This window comes from Bacillus sp. FSL E2-8887, assembly GCF_038007205.1.
GTDB classification, from domain to species: Bacteria; Bacillota; Bacilli; order Bacillales; family Bacillaceae_G; genus Bacillus_A; species Bacillus_A mycoides.
On record NZ_JBBOWS010000002.1, the window covers coordinates 285609 to 308689 of the forward strand.

Consider the following 23081-nt stretch of genomic DNA (forward strand, 5'->3'; position numbering starts at 1 on the left):
CACCTATTCAAAAAAACAAGTTATAGCTAATGTTCTAAGGATTGACACATCTATTTTTGTTTAATCACGTTATACTTTTCACAAATGAAATGCTACAATATCAAAATCTAGTTTTATGACATCCTTCTGTTGCCACAGTCTATAAAAGGTCAATTCCATTGGGGTTGACTTTTTATAGTTTTAGTAGAAAGTTATAAACGTCCATAATTTTTGGTTCTGGTGCAAAAATAGTGGGATATGAAAGAAGAGTAAAAGATTCCTAGCGGATTTGAACGTTATGCTGTTAAACCAAAGAGGGTTCTGGTGCAAAAATAAAGTAAAAGAGAATAAAGCATATATATTCCTAACGGGATCGTATTTTATGCTACAAGTCCAAACAATTGATGGACGAATTCTTTCTGATTTTGGATAGACTGGTTCCGTAAATTAATCTGTTCTTTTTTAATCATATGCATGGCTTCTACTCCAGAAAGAATGGATATAGCTGTGTCAAAAGATTTGAGCCCTAGCATAGAACGGATACGCTTCTTTATAAAGCGATGATCTTGTTCTACTATATTATTCAAGTACTTTTGTTGTCTAAGTTGCATACCATCAGGTATGCTTTTTTCTTTTTTCAACTGTTCAATTGCTATAGGATAAGCCGGATTCTTATCGACTGTTATCACACGTGGCTTTGAAACATGAAAAGACCGCAAAGCTTTCTTGAAAAAGCGCTTTGCAGCCTTTTGGTCTCTTGTTTTGCTTAGACAAAAATCGATTGTGTTTCCTTTCGAATCAACAGCACGGTACAGGTACATCCATTGCCCTTTAACTTTTATATATGTTTCATCAACTCTCCAAGAGTCATTGGTTTGCTTGAGGTGACGACGAATTCGTTTGTCCAATTCAGGACCATACTGATGAACCCAACGCATAATCGTGGTATGAGAAATAGATAAGCCCCGTTCCTTCATCATTTCCACCAAATCACGAAAACTGAGGTTATACCGTAGGTACCATCTTACCGTTAACAAAATTAAATCAGGCTGATAATGCTTCCATTTGAATAAATTTTCCTTTTTCATACTGATCACACACCTTTTCTAGAGTAGTAATATCAGTATGTCCAAGTTTTATAGATTTTTTGCACCAGAACCGGGAGAAGCACAAAAGGAAAAGACACGTGCCACACTACTTAATCTTGAGAATAGTAAACAAGAATATATGGGTAAGAAAAGAACATATCAAATTACTTCTACGGGATTATTAATAAAATAGATTAAGAGGAAATCACGAAAATGTTATTCTTTCTAAATAAGCTAGAATAGAAAGGATGATGTTTTCTTATGAATCTCTTGATTCAAGATGAATTACAACCATTTGCGGAAGAATTACAACAATATAACAGAAGAAGTCATATTGGAGTCGTCTATTTGGAAAATAAATTAAAATTTCATAGCAAAAAAAGCTCACTCCTTATTTATTTTTATATAAGAAGTGGGCTTTTTTTACTATGAATAATGATAGATTATGATAATTAGAGTTATAAGAAACATGATTTTTAGTATATTTTTATCAGTTGGCGTATATATGTTCCATTGATTAATTGGGTAACACCCGCGGCGGTAGTTTCTGCTCGATCAGCTAAATCTTTGACTGATAATTCACCTTCCTAAGCTAATACTTTAAGGGTTCGGGCATGGACCATTGAAACAGCTCCTAATGTACGAGTAGCCCGCCCTCTTAAACGTCCATCGGCTGCAGTCAGGCTATATATAGCTTGACCAAGTACATCTATTGTAGTTAATTTATTTGCAGAATTTGTAATTAAATCATCACTCCCTCATTAGTTAAGTACTTAATTATATAAAAATAACATTAATATATAGAGAAGAATAGAGTCAAATTAAGTCGGAATTTACTGTTCTTTTTCCAAGCGATAGTATATCTCATTATCTGGAGTTATCTTATGAAAAGATAGAATATGTGAACTACTCGCCACTTAGCAAAGCTTGAAGTGGGAGCTTCTCAGTTCCACGACGAAAGCAACCTTTCGTCTCCCTGAGCGTTACTTCGGGGTGTTCCATCCCTAAATGTCCAACGCTTGGACGCTCTTTTGGTACGGTTGATATTATACGCAGGAGCCGAATGGCTTGGTTTTCGCACTCTATTTTCTTCCTGCAACCTCATATATCAAGTTATCAAAGAACTTCATATAGCTAGTTTATCAAAAGCTTGTGGCTATATCTCCCACCTACCGTTGGGCTACGCCCTTCACACGCTTGAGGAAGGAGAATTCTTTCGGGGAGTTCGTTAAAATCTCTGGGGATATATTGTAAAGAAGGCGGATGTTCAATGAGTATATGCTTATAAAAAAAATATTGTATGTTAAAATTTTATATGTTACATTAATGTTACAAAAGTATTACTTATTATTACTTTTATTTCGATTTATTTTCTTATTGTTTATAATTTGTTACAAAATATAAACTAGAAACGTTTTTTCTTTGTACATAAGAGTGTGTGTAGTAAAAAGTCTGAGTTAGACCTTCATGCATTTTATTAAAAATCCTTTCTGTCTTAAAAGAAGAAGAATACCAACTATTTAGGGGCTTTTAGGTAATGAGATTATATAAAATGTACTTCCTTTCCTACACAATTTAGTACTTATGTAAGGTTCAGTCTAATTGCTACACAGCCTCTTATGCATATGAGCGTATCGAAATAAATGAAGGGATTGGTATTTAAAACAGCATTAATCAAAAATGCCTAGTTGATATTTTTGATGGAGGAATTTTAATGTTACATCAGTATTTATTAAATCTAAAAATTAATACAGATGGATATTTAAATTTAATTTTTAAATGAATTTTAAAAAAGTGATTGAGGTATATAAAGTGAAAAATTCTTATAAAGTGTTTATATGTATTTGGATAATTATTTTATTATTTTTTGTAATTTATTTTGGATACAAAATGACATCTGATAATAATCAGATATCAATACAAGAAAAACAGGTAAAACAAGAAGTTCAAAATATGTCAGAAGAATCAAATGAGAAAGAAATAGAATCTTTTGAAATACTCTAAAAGAAACCAGTAATAAAAGTGAATTGAGGGGTTCTGGTGCAAAAAGATAATAAATAAAAAAAAGAATAATAGATTCCTAACGGAATCTCCAGTTATGCCGTTACTCCAAACAGCTGGTTGATAAAGATATTCTGCTTTTGAACGGACTGATCCCGTAAATTTATCATTTTAGCCAAGAAGACTCCTTCCTCAAGGAGCGCGAAGTAAGTAGGTGGGAGATGAATTGGCTTCGGACAAGGGATGGTAGGAAGCCATCTTAATTGTTCGACATACATAAAGTGTTACTTCACTACCTATCGAATGTATGTTCGTTGTATAATAGACGCATACCGAAATGGAGGTGAAATGAATGATGATTAATAAAGCATATAAATTTCGTATCTATCCAAATAAAGAAAGCAACAAATAACCCAATGTTTAAAAGTAGCTTTTTTGTTATTTGGGGAGAGAAAGATGAAATTGTTTCTCCGGCAGAAGGTATAAATTTTATTAAAGTTTTGAAGGAATATAATGTTAATACTGAATCTTTTTCTGTACCTGATCAGGGGAATTTTTGGTTATGTGTCGATAATATACGAGGTTCTTGCTCGATAGATGAATATCCAAATACAATAGTGTCCCCTGAAATTTTGAAGTTCTTAAAGGCAGAACTAACCTATTAGAGATAATTATAAGTAGGAGCTTCTTGGGAGGTAGATGATTGTTTATAGCCATCTAAGTTTACCAACCTATAAGGGGAGTTCCTACCCTAAAAAACAATGCCAATTACATTGTTAATTTCAGTGAATTAATACTGGTATTTACATCTCTATCATTATGCGTGTGGCACATTAAGCAATCCACTCACGAAGGTTTAGATATTGTATAACTTAGAAAATCAAATGCATAAATTGTGAAATTTGTTGTATAAATATAAAATGTTAATATCTAGCATTTGGTATTGGATTGACACCGAAAAGTGGAATAATAAGTTTTATATGTACTTGACAAGTCTAAAAATAGTGGATATTCTTTAACATGAAACAAGCAAAAAAATTTTAATATTTATAACCTGTTAGGTGAGGCTCCTATACAAACACAGGCTATTGCCCAAAAATATCGAAAGATGCCAATGGGTAGAACAGGAATTGTCGGATTAAGGCTCTTCTTAAGATAGCTAAGTGATGAATGATTCATCCTTTACGTTGTATAGTGCCAAAACTCAACTAGGGGGGAATGAGCTTTATTTAGCTATGTCTTTTTTAAATCAACCTCCTTTAGTTGAATCACTAGGGGAGGTTTTTTATATGCAAAATTTTATTTGTAATAAATCTCTTAAAAAAAGGGGGGGAAACTAATGATTGATGATATTGATCCCATATTTATTAAGAAATCTGTTTTCCCAGAAGTGGGAAAATGAATAAATAGTACTACTGTCCTTAAGGAGGAATTACGATGAAAAAATGTTTACAACAATTATTAACGACAAAAGACATACACCTAGTGCGAGAACTTTTAAAAACTCAGTCCTATGATATTGCAATGGGAATGAAAGATTTTCATCATGAAGATCAGATATCTTTAATGAAATGTTTTCCTATTGAAAAAGGAGCGAAAATTCTTAGTTACCTTACTCCAGAGGAGCAATATAATATTTGCACCAACTTGTCTGTGGATAAAGGGGAAAAGCTATTAGCTAGGCAATCCATTGATGACCTCGTTGATGTAATTCTTTCAATTCATCCACTTCAGGCTGAAAAATTGATACAACTTTTATCTGAAGAATCTCAACAAAAAATTAGAGATCTGCTGGTTTTTCAACCTGGAACAGCGGGCAGCCTGATGACAATTGACTATATCGCTGCCAGGGAAAATTGGAAAGTGAAAGATACGCTGTCGCATATTAGGAAAATTGGGGCAGGGGTAGAATCTATATCGTATATTTATGTTCTTGATACACGTGGCCAGCTTAATGGAATTGTTTCTATTCGTGAATTATTGCTAGCATCAGATGATAAGACTTTATCATCAATAATGGCATCAGATGTTATTTCAGTTTCAGTAGACTCAGACCAACAGGAAGCTGTACAAAAGCTAATGGATTATGATTTATCCGCTATACCTGTAACAACGATGGAAAATCGGATGATAGGTATTATAACCTTTGATGATGCAATGGATGTTTTCGAAGAAGAAGCAACCGAAGATATTCAAAAATTAGGAGGAAGTACCCCATTAGATAAGCCATATTTCGAAACCTCTATTTGGCATATATACCGTAAACGTATAGGTTGGTTATTACTTCTGTTTGTAGCAGAAGCATATACTGGTTCTGTACTTCGACATTATGAAGAAACTTTGACTCATGTAGTTGCACTGGCTTTCTTTATTCCATTGTTAATCGGAACTGGTGGAAATACAGGTACACAAGTTGTAACTACATTGGTGCGTGCTGTAGCTCTAAATGAGGTGAAATTTAAAGATATATTTCGTGTCATGAAAAAAGAGGCATTAGTAGGTGTTTTACTTGGGCTTACATTAGCCGTGGCAGCATTAATTCGTGCATACACTTTAGGCGTAGGTACTGAAGTCGCACAAGTTGTAGCTATTACAGGATTATTCATTGTTATTTGGTCGTCTATTGTTTCATCTGTATTACCTTTGATTCTAAATAAGTTAAAGCTGGATCCAGCTGTTATCTCGGGTCCGTTCATTACGACGTTAGTCGATGGGACGGGGTTAGTTCTGTACTTTACCATTGCAAAAATGCTATTAGGTTTATAAAAAATTTATTTTTCGTTTTTATACCTAAGTTAGTTTCCACAAAGTTTGCAAACAAGCATGTTGGAAGTTTAGAGAAAGAGAGAATAGAAATGAAAAAAGTATTAAAGTTAATAGATTATCCGTTGGATGTATTAATAGGAACTGTTTAAGGATTTTTATGGGCCTTAATAACTCATTATATAGTTAAAACTAACTTCAAAAAAAATAAATAAAGCGTCTACACTATACTAGCGACAGACCACATTATATTCTAAAGTTTTGCTGCTAATAAAAGTAAAACTTATAAATAAATATTACTTTTTATGGTGAAAATAATACTATTTAAGTGCAATAGCGCTTCTAAATTTGATTAAAAATTCATGGTAGTTAAAAAAATGTAGTTTTAAAATTATATTTTGAAAAACAGGGGAATTTTATTAAATGGATAGGAGGTAAAGTTGTTGCGAATTAATAAAAAAAAATCTTTTTATAATCAGGAAGTACTAAGCAAAAATTATAAAATGCTAAGTGAGATTGCAAAATGTGATGTTGAGTCGACGCTAGCTTTTTTTAAAACAACGTCTCATGGACTTTCTCAGGAGGAAGCTACTAAGCGGCTTGGAGTATACGGAAAAAATAAAGTGGTTTATCAACAAAGAATCAAATGGTATATAACATTATTTAATTCTTTTAGAAGTCCATTTATTTTTCTTTTAATCATATTAGGAATATTATCTTTTCTTACTAATGATAAAATAGGTACTATTATTGTAGGTATTATGGTGGCTTTAAGTGTGTTAATTCGGTTCATACAAGAAATTCGTTCTCAAAAGTCTATAGAAAAATTAAAAAATCTTGTATATGAAAAGGTAACTGTTCTCAGGGGAAAAAATGTTTCGTATAGGGAAAATAAGAGGGCGTTATTAGAAGAAAGTGAAAAGGTAAAAGTTATTCTTGAGGATCTTGTACCAGGAGATATTATAGAATTATCTGCTGGGAACATTGTACCTGCAGATGTACGAATTATCTCATCAGAAAATTTACTTGTAAATCAATCTTCTCTAACAGGGGAAGCATTACCCATTGAAAAATCAAATCAATATTTCCATATGTACAAAAAACGTAAAATTAGAAAAATCCAGAATTTAATTGAATTAGAAAATCTTTGTTTTATGGGAACACATATTATAAGTGGTACCGCAACAGCGATAGTTGTATGTACTGGAACAGATACTTACTTTGGTTCAATAGCAAAGAATCAGTTTAAACTGAACAAGAAATCTGATTCTAGATTCGATAAAGGGGTAAGCAAAGTTAGCTGGCTATTAATTAAATTTATGATTATCATGACACCTATTGTTATGATGATACATGGAGTTATAAATGGGAATTGGTATGAGGCATTTTTATTCGCTTTAGCTGTAGCGATTGGACTTACTCCAGAGATGCTTCCAATGATTGTAACCGCTAATTTGGCTAAAGGTTCTATTAATATGAGTAAAAAGAAGGTACTTGTAAAACAACTATCTTCTATCCATAATCTCGGAGCTATGGATATTCTCTGTACCGATAAAACAGGCACATTGACAGAAGATAAAATGGACCTGGTATGCCATACAGATACTAATGGAGAGAAGTCGGATGAGGTTTTGAAATTAGCGTATTTAAATGGTTACTTTCATACAGCATATAAAAATGAAATTGATCTATCGGTTATGCGTTATGTAAGAGATAGTAGTAAATTTGATATATCTCAATACTCAAAAATAGATGAATGCCCATTTGATTTTGATCGAAGACGAGTTTCTATTGTAATAGAAAAAAATGCTAACGAACGAATATTGTTATGTAAAGGTGCTGTTAGAGAAGTTACATCATTTTGTAGTTATATAAAAGAAAATAATAAGATAATTCCTATTACAGATGACATTCAACGTAAAAATAAACACTTAATTGAGCTCTGGCATGAACGGGGGATGCGTGTTGTTGCAGTTGCATATAAGGAGTTAAAGAGTGATAAAGTAGGGGGTTACTCTATTAATGATGAATCAGATATGACACTTGTTGGATATGTAGGTTTTTTAAATTCACCCAAACAATCTGCTATCGCTGCACTTCATACTCTACAAAAGAAAGGAGTACAAGTAAAAATTTTAACTGGTGATAATGAGTCCGTTACAAGAAATATATGTAGGAAAATGGGCTTGTATATAGGAGAACCAGTACTTGGTTATGAAATTGATAGTCTTCCTGATAAGGTATTAGTAAAACTTGCAAGTAATACGAGTGTGTTTGCAAAATTAAATCCTAGTCAAAAATTCCGTATTATAAAGGCACTACAAATGAATGGGCATACAGTTGGGTTTATGGGAGATGGAATTAACGATGTGTTTGCTTTAAAGCAGTCTGACGTTGGTATATCTATCCATACAGCAGATGATATTGTTAAAGAGTGTTCAGATATTATACTTATAGAAAAGAACTTATATGTATTAGAAGATGCTATTGTGGAAGGTCGTACAACGTTTGGGAATATATTAAAGTATATTAAGATGACAGCAAGTTCAAATTTTGGAAATGTATTAAGTTTATTAATTGCTAGTGCCTTTATTCCTTTTCTTCCAATGCTACCAATTCAGATATTATGTCAGAACTTACTATATAATCTATCCCAACTTTCAATTCCATGGGATAAAGTAGACAATGAATTTTTAGTAAAACCAAGAAGTTGGGATAAGAAAGATTTATTTCGCTTTATCATTTTTATTGGGCCGGTAAGTAGTATTTTTGATATAACCATTTTTATTGTAATGTGGAATATATTTGGTGCAAATATTCCTGAAATGCAATCCTTATTTCAAACGGGTTGGTTCTTAGTAGGATTATTAACACAATTATTGATTGTGCATATGATTCGTACTCAACATATTCCTTTCCTACAAAGTAGGGCTGCTAGACCTGTTTTGATACTTACAGGTTTAGTTATGATTATAGGAATTTCCCTTCCATTTACCAGGTTAAGTACCCAAATTGGCTTAACTCCACTTCCGTTGTATTATTTCCCGTGGTTATTTGGAATTTTAACAATATATGCTCTAGTTACTGAAATTATAAAGAGAATATACATCAGGAAGTTTAATCGCTGGCTTTAAAACTAAAACATTTTGTTGAAGTTCATTGTACGTTGAAAAGGCGGAGTCTCTTTGGAGACTTCGCCTTTTCGGTATATCATGAATTACAGGAATTACTAGTAGCCTCATAATATTTCCTCATATATTCATGCCTCTGTTTATCTCTTGAGAAACTTTGCACCAGAACCATATATACCCTAGAAACACATGTTTCCCTACAGAAAAGGTGGATTCATCTTCCACTTAACTTATTGGTGCTATGCACCTTCACACAAATTGAGGGGTAAGTTTTCTTGGCTAAAAATAATCTAGATAGTTTAATTTCTAATTGTTCCTGTATCTTTTATTTTAACATGTGTATTCACACGTATTTTAGCTTTTGAAAAAGCGCGCAACCAATCTTCTTTTACCTTTTTCCATTCTTTATATTGAAAAGCTCTAGCGTGTAATGATAAACCAATTGGATCAATTTTATTTCTCTGCATATCCTGTAACATGCCTTGTAATTTTTTATTGAACTCTTCCTGGATTTCATGTTCCAATCTACCTATATTCTTATTACCATGTAAACGAGTTTTAGTTAAGTTTCCGTTGGTTTTTTCAATTAAGGATACATTCATACTTACATCTATATTAAAAATAAATTTACCTTTTTGAAAATCAACACTAATTTTTCTCTTTGCATTTTGTACGAAAACAGACGTATTTGGCTTTTTATCAGATTTTTTTGGAGAAAGAACAAGGTGTAGTATCATCCGACCTGTATTTTTTGACTTATTAATAAGGTTGAAAAACTTCACATCGGTTTTAGGAATCTTCGTTAAGTACTTTCCTTGATGATTTAAAAATGCAATTCCTACCGTATCAATTTCATTATTTGTTTTCTTGATAATGGGAACAGTTTGCGTCATTCCCTGTTCATTTTTTTCTCTCATTAATTGTTGAATCGTGGAAGAGACGGATTGATTATTTTGAATAGACGATTCGATTACACCATTTATATAAGATGGAAGTGATGGCTTATCAGGCCTATTAACTTTAAACATATCTTCTGCCGGTCCATCAACAAGCACCACTTTAGCATTGATGGTAGCGTAAGGATCACGGTAAGAGGAATCGAGCGCCTGTATCCAATTTTCTTCTTGTGCTAATTTATCCCCAATTAAAATAACTTCAGCTTTGGATGATGTCACATACCCTGTTAATTTCGTATCCATTTTGCTAAATCCATCATATATGGTTGACGCCTGAACCCAATGCTCTACAGTACTGCTTTGCTGTTTATGATGAAAGAGTGGTATGCTTGTGCCCACTTTTATGTTTCCATTAGAAGTACTATCTAAGCCGATTAAAAGGATTAAAGAAACTTTTTCAAGAGGAATTCTCTGACCACAACCAATTAAACATACACAACAGATTACAATCCATATCCATTTTCGAATCAAAGCTGTTTCCTCCTAGTAAACCAAGTAAAAACAATGCTGTAAGCGAAAAAGAAGATTGGTAATAGAATAAAGAAAATGATATTTAAGATATCCATAAGAGAATATATAAATAAATATTGATCCACATCGGGATTTAGAAAAACGAATAAGCCGACTATTAATAGCATAAAACCAACCAGCACCCAATTGCGAACGGTTTTTTGAAATAAAATGGTCACAGATTCGAAACTGAAAAATAAATACGGATATATTGTAGTGGAAAATACAATCAAATAGTAAGCAATATATATAATTTCTAATCGTTCTATGAAAGAAAAACGAACCCCTTTTAACAGATGAAATACTGGCCAAATCACTTCCTTTATACCTTCAGGGCTAAAATATATATAAGAAAGAATAGTAGCATATAGGTAGAAAAACATGGTTCCTGTATTCGCTATAAGTATTCCTTTTATCGCTTTATGTTTTTTTTGTAAAAACGGATAAATAAAATATGCAATTTCTAAGCCGGCATAAGGGGTAATTGTTTCTTTAGTTGCCTTTACAATAGGATATATACCATCTTTTAAAATGGGTAGTAGGTGTATTGGATTGTAATTACTCTGTAATGAGAAAAGGAGAAAGATTGGCATCCAAGTAGTGAAGAGGAAAACAAGCATAGAGTAACTAGTAAGAGCCCTTATCCCACTCAGTGATAAAATAATAAAAGGCAATAGTAATAATATGGCAATTTGATAAGCAGGAGTGGAAGGGAATATCCACACTTTTACAATATCAGTTGCCTTTAATAAAGTATTAAATCCAGCAAAAAATAGATAAAAGGCATATAAAAGAATAAATATTGTCCCCAGCCATTTACCAAAATAAGTTGTTAAAATCTGTGAGAAATTTTTGTTAGGGTTTTTTTGTAACATTAATATAATAAATACGCCAATTATAGAAGTGATTATCCATCCCAGAATGATAGAAATCCAGCCATCTGTGCCAGCGGTAGTGGCAAGTGGACTTGGCATAATTAACATACCTGATGCTAGTTGTAGTGAATGGATAAAAATAATATATTCGAATAAAGTTATGTTTTGGAATTTAAGATTCCCCATGCGAACCACCTTCTTTTTTCTTTCTTTGTTTCGGTTGTCCTGTACTAGAACGGGTGGTGATCATAGAAATAGGAAATCTTACAAAAGAATCTTTTAATTCTTGGAAACGAAAAGGTGCAATTGGCAATCCATATGGTGAACCATAGGAAGTTAGTGAAACAAAATGAGCAAATAAGAGCATTAATCCACTAACAATACCTACAATTCCAAAAAAGTAGGCAAATAACATCATTGGAAAACGAATAAGCCGAATACAACTTGATAAATCATAATTAGAAACAACAAATGATGCAATGGCAGTAATAGATACGATAATAACCATAACATTACTCACAAGCCCTGCTTGAACAGCCGCTTGCCCAATTACAATACCTCCAACAATTCCAATTGTTTGTCCAATTGGTTGTGGTAGACGAATACCAGCTTCACGAAGCATTTCTAATGTGATTTCCATAATAAATGCTTCTAGTAAAGGCGAGAAAGGGACTTTAATTCTTGACGTTGCAATAGAAGTATATAGATCTAAAGGAATGATTTCAAAGTGGAATGAAACCATTGCAATATATATTGCGGGTAAAAATATAGCTATAATAAATCCTAAAAATCGTAATAAGCGAAAAGATGATGCAATCAGCCAATGTACATTATAATCATCGGGAGTCTGAAAAAATCCAATTAAATTCATTGGAACGATCATTGCACCAGGAGATCTATCAATTAACACTGCTACTTTACCATCAAGAATATGATTAGAAATAGCATCTGGGCGTTCACTTAAATAAGCCTGTGGAAAGGGAGTCCAATTTTGATCTTTTGTAAAGTTGGACAATTCTCCTATGCTCAATACTGTATCAGTTTTAATTTTACAGATTCTTGTCTCCACTTCCTGTACCACATCTTCGTTAGCTACATCGCCTAAGTAAAGTAAATATACAAAAGTAGTGGCCCGTTCTCCGATTGTCAATTTTTTGATTTTTAACTCAGTAGAAGGAATATATCTACGAATGAGACCTATGTTTTTAGTGGCATTCTCAATAAACCCATCATGAGAACCTTTAATGGTAACTTCTGAAATAGGTTCCTGAATCGATCTTTCTGCCCATCCCTTTGTATTTATGAGAAGGGCTTTCTTTTCTCCTTCCATAAACAGTACACATTGTCCCTCGAGCAGCCCTTTTTTAATTTCATTCCATGTATATACTGTTTTTGTATAAGTAGCAATAATATTAGAATTAAATACTTGCCTGTCTTCATTTACTTCTTGTAATAATGGTGTAACGACATTTCCTTTTAGTGCAAAACCATCTGTCAGACCTTCAAAATAATATAGTAAAACATTCGTTTTTGTTTTTAATTGTAATGGATGTTCAACTAAATCGGCACAAATATCAAAGATCTGTTCTAATGTATTCTTAAGTTCTTGTAAATTATTTGTCTGGATAGTTTCAACAATGGTATTTTCCATGGTTTCTAAGGTCTTTTCATTTAAAGACATGATTTACACCTCTTTACGTATAACAGTCGTGTTTTTATTATTTTTATATAATCAAATTTTATTCATGGGGATAGCAACACATCGCTATCAACTTGAAATTTTGTGGCACCCCCAGAACGAAATTTTAAAGCCTTCTTGAAACAAAGAATTTCATTTTATCATTATTTTTGTGGTGACCTGTTTGCTTGGTTTGATGGCCCCGTATATAAAAGTTTAAAGAACATTAATTTTACATATTACAAAATCGTACAAGCATATTAGCATATAGAACAATTCGATATTGTTGTAGCACAAGGGAAAGAGAAGTATGTTGGCTCAGCAGCACCTTCCGCTGAAGATTTACAAGCAAAAGGTGCAGAAATGAAGGCTGAACAAAAGAAAGAAATAATACACCTTTTAAAACATTTTTAAGAAAAATCGGGAATATATTCACCCCTTTAATTCCAGCTTTTGTTGGGGCTGGTTTAATCGCGGGTATTGCAGTAATTTTGTCAAACAATATTACTGCAGGAAATTTAGACAGTGCTACATGGCAGCAGTATGTAACTATTTTTAATGTTATTAAAAATGAGATATTTAGTTATTTGGTTATTTATGTAGGGATTAATGCTGCAAAAGAATTTGGAGCAACACCATCTCTTAGTGGATTCATTGGTGGTGTAACCCTTTTAACAGGAGTAACAGCTGATCTACCAATAAACAATATATTCAACAGTGAACCATTATCACCAGGTCAAGGAGGGGGAAACAAATTTAATTCATATTCTAATCTAGGTCTAAATTAAGGTAGTAACCAAATAAGAAATGGAGAAGATTTTATTATGAAAATAAAAAAACAAAAACCTAGAGGAGCATGGAAAAAATTCTTATATCTTTCCTCATAGTTTTTGGATTAAAAAAGCATTCGAAGGGGGAACGTTCATTCCGTCACTGGGTTATGAAAAAGCCCTACAAGAAACAAAAATCGTTAAGGATATAAGTTATAAATCTAACTTTCCAGATGGCACATTAGACATCGTTTATCCGAAAGAGGTTCTGGTGCAAAAAATCTATAAAACTTGGACATACTGATATTACTACTCTAGAAAAGGTGTGTGATCAGTATGAAAAAGGAAAATTTGTTCAAATGGAAGCATTATCAGCCTGATATAATTTTGTTAACGGTAAGATGGTACCTAAGGTATAACCTCAGTTTTCGTGATTTGGTGGAAATGATGAAGGAACGGGGCTTATCTATTTCTCATACCACGATTATGCGTTGGGTTCATCAGTATGGCCCGGAATTGGACAAACGAATTCGTCGTCACCTCAAGCAAACCAATGACTCTTGGAGAGTTGATGAAACATATATAAAAGTTAAAGGGCAATGGATGTACCTGTACCGGTGCTGTTGATTCGAAAGGAAACACAATCGATTTTTGTCTAAGCAAAACAAGAGACCGAAAGGCTGCAAAGCGCTTTTTCAAGAAAGCTTTGCGGTCTTTTCATGTATCAAAGCCACGTGTGATGACAGTCGATAAGAATCCGGCTTATCCTATAGCAATTGAACTGTTGAAAAAAGAAAAAAGCATACCTGATGGTATGCAACTTAGACAACAAAAGTACTTGAATAATATAGTAGAACAAGATCATCGCTTTATAAAGAAGCGTATCCGTTCTATGCTAGGGCTCAAATCTTTTGACACAGCTATATCCATTCTTTCTGGAGTAGAAGCCATGCATATGATTAAAAAAGAACAGATTAATTTACGGAACCAGTCTATCCAAAATCAGAAAGAATTCGTCCATCAATTGTTTGGACTTGTAGCATAAGATACGATTCCGTTAGGAATATATATGCTTTATTCTCTTTTACTTTATTTTTGCACCAGAACCGTTTTATTCGATAGGATGATGTTATCTGCATTACTAATATTGATAGATAGTGACCCCTACTAGTAAGCTAAGGTTTTGAAGTACCCCCTAAATGAAAACTTTCTTTCTCTACAGGTAGATATTTTGAGAAAACAGCTCATTTTTTTGTTTTGGGGTGTTTACTTTTCTTAAGTTGATGGGCATGGGGATAGTCCTTCTTGGCACAATCTCGTTTGTCAGTCTTCTTGGTACTCTTCAGCTAAGTGAGATGGATATGATGAAATAGGAGGACCAATTTTAAAGTAGGATAAGCTAGTTTTTGAAATCGGTATACAGTTCTTTAATAGATACAGTTTTTGTAACATGTCTTTATCTATTGGGTGAAGCATGCGATCTGTCATAATGAAATAATTGTGATGATAGATAAATACTTTCCCTTCAGGTAGAATCGTGTAATTAGATAAATTCGGGTAAATAGGTGGTCCATCTGAAAATTCATCTAAACTACGTTGCGAAACTTTAATAATTTCTTGAGCTGAAAATTTAAACTTGCGAAATGCTGTAGTGTTAATAAATGGACGTTTTTGATTATTTTCTATATAAAATAATTCTCCTTTTTCATTTTTTACAACACGTAAATTTGGAATGGGTTCTGTAAGAGATATAGGTGGTCCTTCTGTGTATTTGTAAATAAATGGTTCAGGAATTGGGACAATTTGATTTTGATTATATTTGAAGTAAGAAAGCATTTCTTTTGATAGGGACCTACGTTTATAATTATCAACTAAAAATACGTCACCTTGTGAATTTCTAAGCAATATACCATTTAAATCTTTAGATGGGAGGTTGGCATATAGATTTTGGAAGGAAAAAGGTGTTTTGAAAGTAATATCGAGCACTTTGTTAATAGGATAGAAAGGTTGGAATGTATTTAGACGTTTCCAAAACATTGCATCTCCGTTAAACCAATATAGAGAATCGGTCTCCCAATAATTACTGTATTTTTGATAAACCTTTAATAAAATTCTTCTTGTATGCATAACTGAACAGTGATCCACAACATTTGCAGCTGTATATAAAATTTCCGAGGCTTTTCTTACATATTCATGAGTAGGTTGTAGATTATAATCAACACATTTTACGTGCTGAGAAGAATACACCACATCTATTTCAGGACTTTTTTGTAAGAAAGATAACATTTCAGCTAATCTATTTGGAACGTACATAGTATCATCGGTTAAATAGCAAATAAAATCTCCGCATGTTAATGGAAGCGCCTCATTAATGAGCGTTGCATATCTTGTGGTTTTATATCTTTCATTACCTTGTATAAAACTATTCTTATAATAAATTCGAGGGTCATCTAAATACTTTTTTATGATATTTATAGTATCTGGATAAGAGTTATCATCCATAATGAAAAGTTCCCATTCTTTAAAAGTTTGCATCTGAACACTTTCAATAACTTGATTAATTAAAGAAGGTTTATTATAGCTAGTGAGGATAATTGAAATTAGGGGTTTCAAAGTTGTCACCTCTTGTGAGAATTTTGGATAGCTTAATATTTTCAGGTGGATATTAATTGAATCTTTGGAGTTAGTTGTTTCTAACTATTGATATTTTCTTTTTTGTACTTAAATAGATTATTACTTGTTCATAGATATGGTATAGACTATAGCGGATTATAAAAAAGATGCATGGACAAATAAAATAGCTACTTTATCATTTTATTACATATATAAATCTTTTTTAAAATTATCGGAACGGTTCGTCCTTTCTCTTTATATAATAACGTAACTATTTTTTATTTAATGATAAGGAGGAGAGTAATATTTGCCTAAAATTACAGTTATTATGACGAGTTATAATAAGCCCACATTTGTAGAAAAATCGATATTAAGTGTATTAAACCAAACTTTCCAAGATTTTGAACTTTTTATTATGGATGATGATTCTAACGAAATGACTCAGAAAGTGATTCAACCATTCATAAACAAGAAAAATGTACACTTTTATAAAAGTAATGTAGCCCATATTTCTGAACGAACAAAAAAAGTCAGATATGCTGCTTTAATTAACGAGGCACTTAAACATGCAAAAGGGGAGTATATTACTTATATTACAGATGATAATCAATACGAAAAAGAGCGACTTAAAATGATGTCTAGTTATCTTGATGAGAATAAAGATGTTCAAATTGTATATTCTGCATCAAAAACGATCCATCTAGATGAATCAGATTTACCTATCAAAACTGTTGAAAGGCCTGCAAAAAAAGTCACTAATAATGCGCCATGCGCAATTGATCATTGTTCTATAATGCATAGAGCATCTGTTTTGCCGATTCTTGAAAAAAGGTGGAGTTCTTACTGGGATGAAGATCCTCAGTTTTATCGTATTGGAGATGCACGCTTTTTTTGGAGATTAAATCATTATTGGGATTTTCATCCTTTAGATGAAGTTTTAGATATCAATTATATAACTTCACATTCAATCCATGCGCAGATATTTGCGGAAGAAAAAAATGAATTTGTACAATTATTACCACCACAAAGAACATGTAAAGAATTAAGAGAAGACTTAAGAAAAAAAAGAGGGTGAAATGTTGAGTGACATCTATTTGAAAAATTATTGGTTATTAAATCTAGAATATATAAATGTTTTTTCAGAATTAAAGCATTATAATGTTGCTTTACCATTACTGAGTAATTTCTATCAATATTTGGACGAAGATGTAAAAAATAAAATGAAAGAAAAAGATTTTTATAAACAACTGTTAATTGAACCTATAGAGGAAACACAGTTGCAGTTAGAGTTTGAAAAAAGAATGTCTTCATTTCAATCAAAGATAAAAAGAATAAATCAAAATGGAGTGATTCTCCTGAATTCAGATTATCTCCGTTTTTCAGTAAGTAATTTTACTCACTTTAATCCAAATCATACAAAGATATTAACTAGATCAAAAAAGACAGAACTTTATGGTCTTCCTACAATTTGTGCACCAGATTATATAAATAAAGCCCCTAATACGGCACATGTTTTCATCGAAAAGGCTAAAAAAATCTATTCAAAGTTTAATAAACATCCACTATTTTCAAACATGTTTTTTCAAAAAAAATTACTCAGCGACCTCCCTATTATGATTGAGAAACTTAATATGGCATATTTCATTTTTAAAGAACAAGTTATTTCGGGTGTGATTGTTGGCACAACGGAGGATATAGCAAGCAGAGCTCTTACTTTTCTATCTAAAAGTGAAGGGATACCGAGTTATTGTCTTCAGCATGGTGCGATAATGGGTGAAGAAGCATACTTTCCAGTTTTCGCTACAAAACAGGTTGTATATGGAAGATATGAACGAGATTGGTACCTTCAAAAAGGGGTCAGTGAATCTCAAATTGAGATTATAGGGCATCCCAGGTATGATGATATCTTTGATATGGTATATATGGATAAAAAGAATCTTTTTAAACAATTAAAAATAGACCCCTCTACAAAAGTGGTTTTTATTGCAACCCAGCCATTTAAAACTTCATTTTATATTGAATTGACAGAAAAATTAGTGAAAGACAAAAATATCACAGTTATTATAAAGCCTCATCCTTGGGAAAAAGGGCGTAACCTAGTGGGAGAATATGTTCGGTTAAGTAACGTATATCCTAATGTTAAATATATAACAAATGAAGTGAACATGTATGATGTTATTTTACATGCGAATCTTGTGGTTATTTCTAATTCAACAGTAGGGTTAGAGGCAATGTTATTAGATATACCTGTAGTTGTTTATAAATCGTTATTAGAGGATAGAGATTATAAGTATTATGATAAATTAGATTGGCTTGTAAATCAATCTATTGAAGATATGGTGAGCACGATTGAAAAGGTCCTAAACGATTCTTTGCAGTCAAGTCTAGCAAAAGAATTAAGACAACAATTTATTAGTGAAAATTATCCACAAGAAGTAAGCACCAAAAAGTTGCAAGGCTTAATTCAAAGCGCACAAGGATAAACATTATTTTAAAAAGAGGAGGTATTCATATCTATGTTTTTTAAAAATAAAAACGTTTTAATTATTGGTGGAACAGGAACAATTGGAAAAAGCATTCTTTCTAATGTTTTAGAGGGAAAGCCAAAAGTTATAAGAATTTTTAGTAGAAGTGAATATAATCAATTTTTATTACAAGAAGAGTTTAGGGGTGAAAATCAAAATATTCGCTATTTAATTGGGGATATTCGAAATTATGATCGCCTATATAGCGCAATGGAAAATATTGATTATGTGTTCCATGTTGCGGCGATGAAGCATGTTTCATTTTGTGAATATAATCCGTTTGAAGCGGTATTGACCAACATTTTTGGAACACAAAATGTAATAAAAGCAGCAATTGCCCAGAAAGTAAAAAAGGTGATTTTCACAAGCTCTGATAAAGCAATTTCACCAACAAATAATTACGGTGCAACAAAACTAACAGCTGAAAGATTGATAACATCAGCGGAATATTCAAAAGGATCTAGTGAAACAATATTTGCAAGTGTACGTTTCGGAAATGTTATGGGATCGAGAGGTTCTGTTATTCCCTTATTTGAAAATCAAATTAAAGAAAATCACAAAATAACTGTAACTGATCTTAGTATGAGCAGATTTATGATGACACTGAAACAAGCAACGATGTTAACCATTGAAGCAATGAAAATAGCAAAGGGCGGTGAAACTTTCATATTGAAAATGCCAGTTATTTCATTAAAAGATTTAAGTGAAGTGATGATAGAAGAAGTTACAAAGTTGTATAGTTTGTCCAAGGATAGTATTAAGATTGAAGAAATTGGATTAAAACCTGGTGAAAAAATGTATGAAGAACTTATGACACATGATGAATCTTTACAGGCTTTTGAATTACCGGATATGTTTATCATACCAAGTCCACTAAAAAAGGGTGCTCAATATGAAAATGCCAATAGAGCGAAGCCAGGATTTTATCGCTCTGATCATCAAGATGCGATTTCAAAAGAAGAACTTAGAAATTTGATTATAAACCAGCAACTACTAGCAGGAGGGGGGAAATTATGAAAATATTAGTAACTGGTGGTGCAGGATTTATTGGTAGGTGGGTTGTAAAGCGATTATTGCAAGATAAGCATGAAGTATGGATATTAGACAATTTAGCGAATTCAACTACAGCAAATATTATCGAGTTCGTTCATGATTTAAACTTGAAGCAATGTATACAAGGAGATATTAAAGATAAAAAATTGGTTGACCAATTATTTGAAAATCATTCATTTGACCTTTGTTATCATTTAGCAGCAAGTATTAATGTTCAAGATAGTATAGATGATGCTAGAACGACTTTTGAAAATGATACAATAGGTACTTTTAATTTGTTAGAACAATGTCATAAGCATAATGTCAAAATGGTCTTTATGAGTACTTGTATGGTATATGATAAAGCTACTAATACACAAGGAATATCAGAATTAGACCCCATTAAACCAGCTTCTCCATATGCTGGATCAAAAATAGCTGCTGAAAATATGGTTCTATCTTACTATTATGCTTATAAGCTTCCAGTTGTGGTAATTCGTCCATTTAATACGTACGGACCATTCCAGAAAACTGGAGGTGAAGGTGGGGTTGTTGCCATTTTTATAAATAATAAATTAGATAAAATACCAGTAAATATTTATGGAGATGGGAAACAAACGAGAGACCTTTTATACGTTGAAGATTGTGCAGATTTCGTTGTGAAAGCAGGCTATTCTTCTAAAGCAAATGGTCATATTATCAACGCAGGAACAGGACAAGATATATCAATTAATAAATTAGCAGAATTGATTTCGGGAAATAAAGTAAGGATTCAACATGTAACTCATATCCATCCACAAAGTGAAATTCAAAAATTATTATGTAACTATGAAAAAGCAAAAACAATATTAAATTGGGAACCGAAAGTTTCTTTAGAAGATGGAGTTATTAAAACAGAAGAGTGGATTAAATCTTTAAAAATTAACCCTAAGGAGAAAGAATAATGGCCAGGGAAATTCTCGGTATACATGGGGGAAATCCTGTTAGAGGAACATATTTGCCTTATGGTCAACAACAAATTGATGACCATGATATTCAGGCAGTTATAGATATATTAAAAGGAGACTTTTTAACGACAGGACCAACGATTCAACAGTTTGAGGAGGCTATAGCAAAATACGTTGGGGCAAATTACGCTGTTTCTTTTTCAAGTGGTACAGCTGCTTTGCATGCTGCCTGCTATGCAGCTGGAATCACAGAGGGAGACGAAGTAATTACAACCTCAATGACATTTGTAGCAAGTGCAAATTGTATTTTATACCAGGGTGGAAAGCCAGTTTTCGCTGATATAGACTATGAAACATACAATATCAGTACTAAGTCTATAGAGGAAAAGATTACAAACAAAACAAAGGCTATTATTCCCGTACACTTTACTGGGCAGCCTGTAGAATTAGATAAAATAAAAAAAATAGCAAATGAGAATAACTTGATTATCATTGAAGATGCAGCACATGCATTAGGAGCCACTTATAAAAACCAAAAGATTGGTTCAATTGGTGATATGACAATGTTTAGCTTTCATCCTGTGAAACATATTACAACAGGAGAGGGTGGAGTAATTACTACAAATAATACTTTGCTTTATGAAAAGCTTGTTCAATTTCGTACACATGGAATTGAAAGGAATCCTCAAAAACTTCTTGATAATCATGGGCCTTGGTATTATGAAATGCAATTTTTGGGTTACAATTACAGGATGACTGATATACAGGCTGCTCTTGGCTTATCACAGTTAAGTAAATTAGATTCTTTTATTAAGATTAGAAAGAAATATGTAGACATTTATAATAAAGAATTTAATAGTTTACCTGAAATCATCATACCAAAGCAATTGCCCCAAACCCACTCAAGTTGGCACCTTTATATCATTCGGTTAAATACTAAATTATTAAAGGGTAATCGAAAAGAAATTTATGAGGCATTACAAAAAGAAAATATTGGTGTGAATGTGCACTATATACCGGTTCATTTACAGCCGTTTTATCAAAATTTAGGTTATGGAAAGGGCCTTTGTCCAGAAGCAGAAAATTTATACGAGGAAATTATTACTCTTCCTCTATTTCCTAAAATGGCAGAGGATGATGTATGGGATGTAATAAAAGCAGTAAGAAAAGTTCTTTCGTTTTATAGAGTTGCTAAACATTAAATGAAAGGGGTGTTATTAGAATTGCGAAACAAAAAGTTGTTAAGAGCAGTAACAAAAGTTGATATAAAAAAAGGAGAAATCATTACAGCTAATAAAGTTGATATGGAACTAGGTATCGTTGAAAATGCACTGAACCAGCTTCAGTTTGAGGAATTATTACCTCAAGTAGCTTTATATAATTTGCAAGCAGGAACTCCATTAACGAATGAGGTTATTGAACCTCCTAAAGTAGTAATTATTGTACTTTGTAGATTAAAATCTACTAGGTTGCCTTTAAAAGCAATATTGCCAATACATGGAATCCCTTCTATTGAACGCTGTCTTATAAATGCATTAGCTATTCCTGGGGGACACCAAGTCATTCTTGCTACTTCAGATGTAGCACAAGATGATCCTTTAGAAAAATTTGATCTAGGTGGGAAGGTTAAAATTTTCAGAGGTGATCCAGAAAATACCGCAGATCGCATACTCCAAGCTGCAAAACAAGAAAATGCAAACATTGTTATGCGGATTACAGGAGATTGCCCAGTTGTATCACCAGAAATCAATAATTATTTACTAGAGCAACATTTGAAAAGTGGAGCAGATTATACACAAGCACAGCTAAGTACGTTACCTGTCGGAACAGCAGGCGATATTTTCACATTAGAAGCAATTGAACGTTTGCTACAAACCCCGAAAACCTTAACCTATACAGAATACCTTCCATTTTATTTTACAAATAATCCTCATTTATTCCGGGTCAATATAGTAAAACTCCCTCCTTCATTTTGTTATCCTTCTTGGAGGTTAACATTAGATGAACAACCAGATTTAGATTTGTTCAATGAACTTTATAAAAATCTTAATGTAAAAACCAAACCTATATATTTTCACCAAATAAAAGATTACATCCTTCGAAACCCTGAACTCATTCGAATCAATAGTCATGTGAAATTGAAATGGGCAAATCAACAATCATTAGTAGATGAGCTAAATAGAGAAACAAAATTATAAATCAATAAATTGTAT

The 23081-nt window shown here is 32.5% G+C and carries 14 protein-coding genes, 4 pseudogenes and 1 riboswitch; of the genes and pseudogenes, 12 read left to right on the plus strand and 6 right to left on the minus strand.

The features are described from left to right. Positions 1-359: 359 nt before the first annotated feature. Positions 360-1067 carry an IS6 family transposase gene (locus tag NSQ08_RS28680; RefSeq protein ID WP_002191442.1) on the minus strand — a complete coding sequence of 236 codons (708 nt, stop codon included), beginning with the start codon at positions 1065-1067 and terminating at the stop codon, positions 360-362. A gap of 73 nt (positions 1068-1140) precedes the next feature. Between NSQ08_RS28680 and NSQ08_RS29990 the strand changes: the two are divergent. Beyond that, positions 1141-1260 (plus strand): annotated as a pseudogene (locus tag NSQ08_RS29990) (putative mucin/carbohydrate-binding domain-containing protein); the annotation flags it as partial. 316 nt (positions 1261-1576) lie between these two features. Here NSQ08_RS29990 and NSQ08_RS28685 read toward each other — a convergent pair. Further along, a pseudogene (locus tag NSQ08_RS28685) lies at positions 1577-1810 on the minus strand (MarR family winged helix-turn-helix transcriptional regulator); the annotation flags it as partial. A gap of 1613 nt (positions 1811-3423) precedes the next feature. On the opposite strand from NSQ08_RS28685, the gene NSQ08_RS29995 reads away from it, so the two are divergent. The 3 genes from NSQ08_RS29995 to mgtA all read left to right on the plus strand — a co-directional run bounded on the left by NSQ08_RS29995 (position 3424) and on the right by mgtA (position 8965). Then, entirely contained in the window at positions 3424-3480 is a 57-nt protein-coding gene (locus NSQ08_RS29995) for a helix-turn-helix domain-containing protein (protein WP_445686763.1), read from the plus strand. 634 nt (positions 3481-4114) lie between these two features. Then, positions 4115-4291, plus strand: a riboswitch (M-box (ykoK) riboswitch). Positions 4292-4505: 214 nt separating this feature from the next. Further along, on the plus strand, positions 4506-5834 hold the full coding sequence (mgtE, locus tag NSQ08_RS28690) for a magnesium transporter (protein WP_340780518.1): 1329 nt from the start codon (positions 4506-4508) through the stop codon (positions 5832-5834). A 437-nt stretch (positions 5835-6271) separates the two neighbouring features. Further along, entirely contained in the window at positions 6272-8965 is a 2694-nt protein-coding gene (gene mgtA, locus NSQ08_RS28695) for a magnesium-translocating P-type ATPase (protein WP_340780519.1), read from the plus strand. A gap of 296 nt (positions 8966-9261) precedes the next feature. On the opposite strand, the gene NSQ08_RS28700 is transcribed toward mgtA, so the two are convergent. From NSQ08_RS28700 to NSQ08_RS28710, 3 genes are read right to left on the minus strand one after another with little or no spacing between them, the layout of a single operon-like run. After that, positions 9262-10389, minus strand: a complete 1128-nt coding sequence (locus NSQ08_RS28700; protein WP_002203957.1) for a Ger(x)C family spore germination protein — start codon at positions 10387-10389, stop codon at positions 9262-9264. Beyond that, positions 10386-11489, minus strand: coding sequence for a GerAB/ArcD/ProY family transporter (locus tag NSQ08_RS28705; RefSeq protein WP_340780520.1), 1104 nt, complete (start codon positions 11487-11489; stop codon positions 10386-10388). Before NSQ08_RS28705 ends, NSQ08_RS28700 begins: the two co-directional genes overlap by 4 nt. Then, positions 11476-12984: a spore germination protein gene (locus NSQ08_RS28710; RefSeq protein WP_002191461.1), complete on the minus strand. Its 1509-nt coding sequence runs from the start codon at positions 12982-12984 to the stop codon at positions 11476-11478. Before NSQ08_RS28710 ends, NSQ08_RS28705 begins: the two co-directional genes overlap by 14 nt. 374 nt (positions 12985-13358) lie before the next feature. On the opposite strand from NSQ08_RS28710, the pseudogene NSQ08_RS28715 reads away from it, so the two are divergent. Beyond that, a pseudogene (locus NSQ08_RS28715) lies at positions 13359-13727 on the plus strand (PTS transporter subunit EIIC); the annotation flags it as partial. A 360-nt stretch (positions 13728-14087) separates the two neighbouring features. Continuing rightward, positions 14088-14796 (plus strand): annotated as a pseudogene (locus NSQ08_RS28725) (IS6 family transposase). Between the two features lie 278 nt (positions 14797-15074). Here NSQ08_RS28725 and NSQ08_RS28730 read toward each other — a convergent pair. After that, positions 15075-16364 (minus strand): glycosyltransferase family 2 protein, encoded by a 1290-nt coding sequence (locus tag NSQ08_RS28730; RefSeq protein WP_340780521.1) that lies wholly within the window; start codon positions 16362-16364, stop codon positions 15075-15077. A 307-nt stretch (positions 16365-16671) separates the two neighbouring features. Here NSQ08_RS28730 and NSQ08_RS28735 point away from each other — a divergent pair, with 307 nt between their 5' ends. From NSQ08_RS28735 to NSQ08_RS28760, 6 genes are read left to right on the plus strand one after another with little or no spacing between them, the layout of a single operon-like run. Next, positions 16672-17439 (plus strand): glycosyltransferase family 2 protein, encoded by a 768-nt coding sequence (locus NSQ08_RS28735; RefSeq protein ID WP_340780522.1) that lies wholly within the window; start codon positions 16672-16674, stop codon positions 17437-17439. A gap of 4 nt (positions 17440-17443) precedes the next feature. Then, the gene (locus NSQ08_RS28740; protein WP_340780557.1) at positions 17444-18847 is read left to right on the plus strand and encodes a CDP-glycerol glycerophosphotransferase family protein; all 1404 of its coding nucleotides are present in this window, start codon (positions 17444-17446) and stop codon (positions 18845-18847) included. Between the two features lie 33 nt (positions 18848-18880). Next, positions 18881-19906, plus strand: a complete 1026-nt coding sequence (locus tag NSQ08_RS28745; protein ID WP_340780523.1) for an SDR family NAD(P)-dependent oxidoreductase — start codon at positions 18881-18883, stop codon at positions 19904-19906. After that, the gene (locus NSQ08_RS28750) at positions 19903-20865 is read left to right on the plus strand and encodes a dTDP-glucose 4,6-dehydratase (RefSeq protein WP_340780524.1); all 963 of its coding nucleotides are present in this window, start codon (positions 19903-19905) and stop codon (positions 20863-20865) included. The genes NSQ08_RS28745 and NSQ08_RS28750 overlap by 4 nt, the downstream gene beginning before the upstream one ends. Further along, positions 20865-22070 (plus strand): UDP-4-amino-4,6-dideoxy-N-acetyl-beta-L-altrosamine transaminase, encoded by a 1206-nt coding sequence (pseC, locus tag NSQ08_RS28755; protein ID WP_340780525.1) that lies wholly within the window; start codon positions 20865-20867, stop codon positions 22068-22070. Before NSQ08_RS28750 ends, pseC begins: the two co-directional genes overlap by 1 nt. Beyond that, positions 22071-23066, plus strand: a complete 996-nt coding sequence (locus tag NSQ08_RS28760) for a cytidylyltransferase domain-containing protein (RefSeq protein WP_063226553.1) — start codon at positions 22071-22073, stop codon at positions 23064-23066. The last annotated feature ends 15 nt before the right edge of the window (positions 23067-23081 follow it).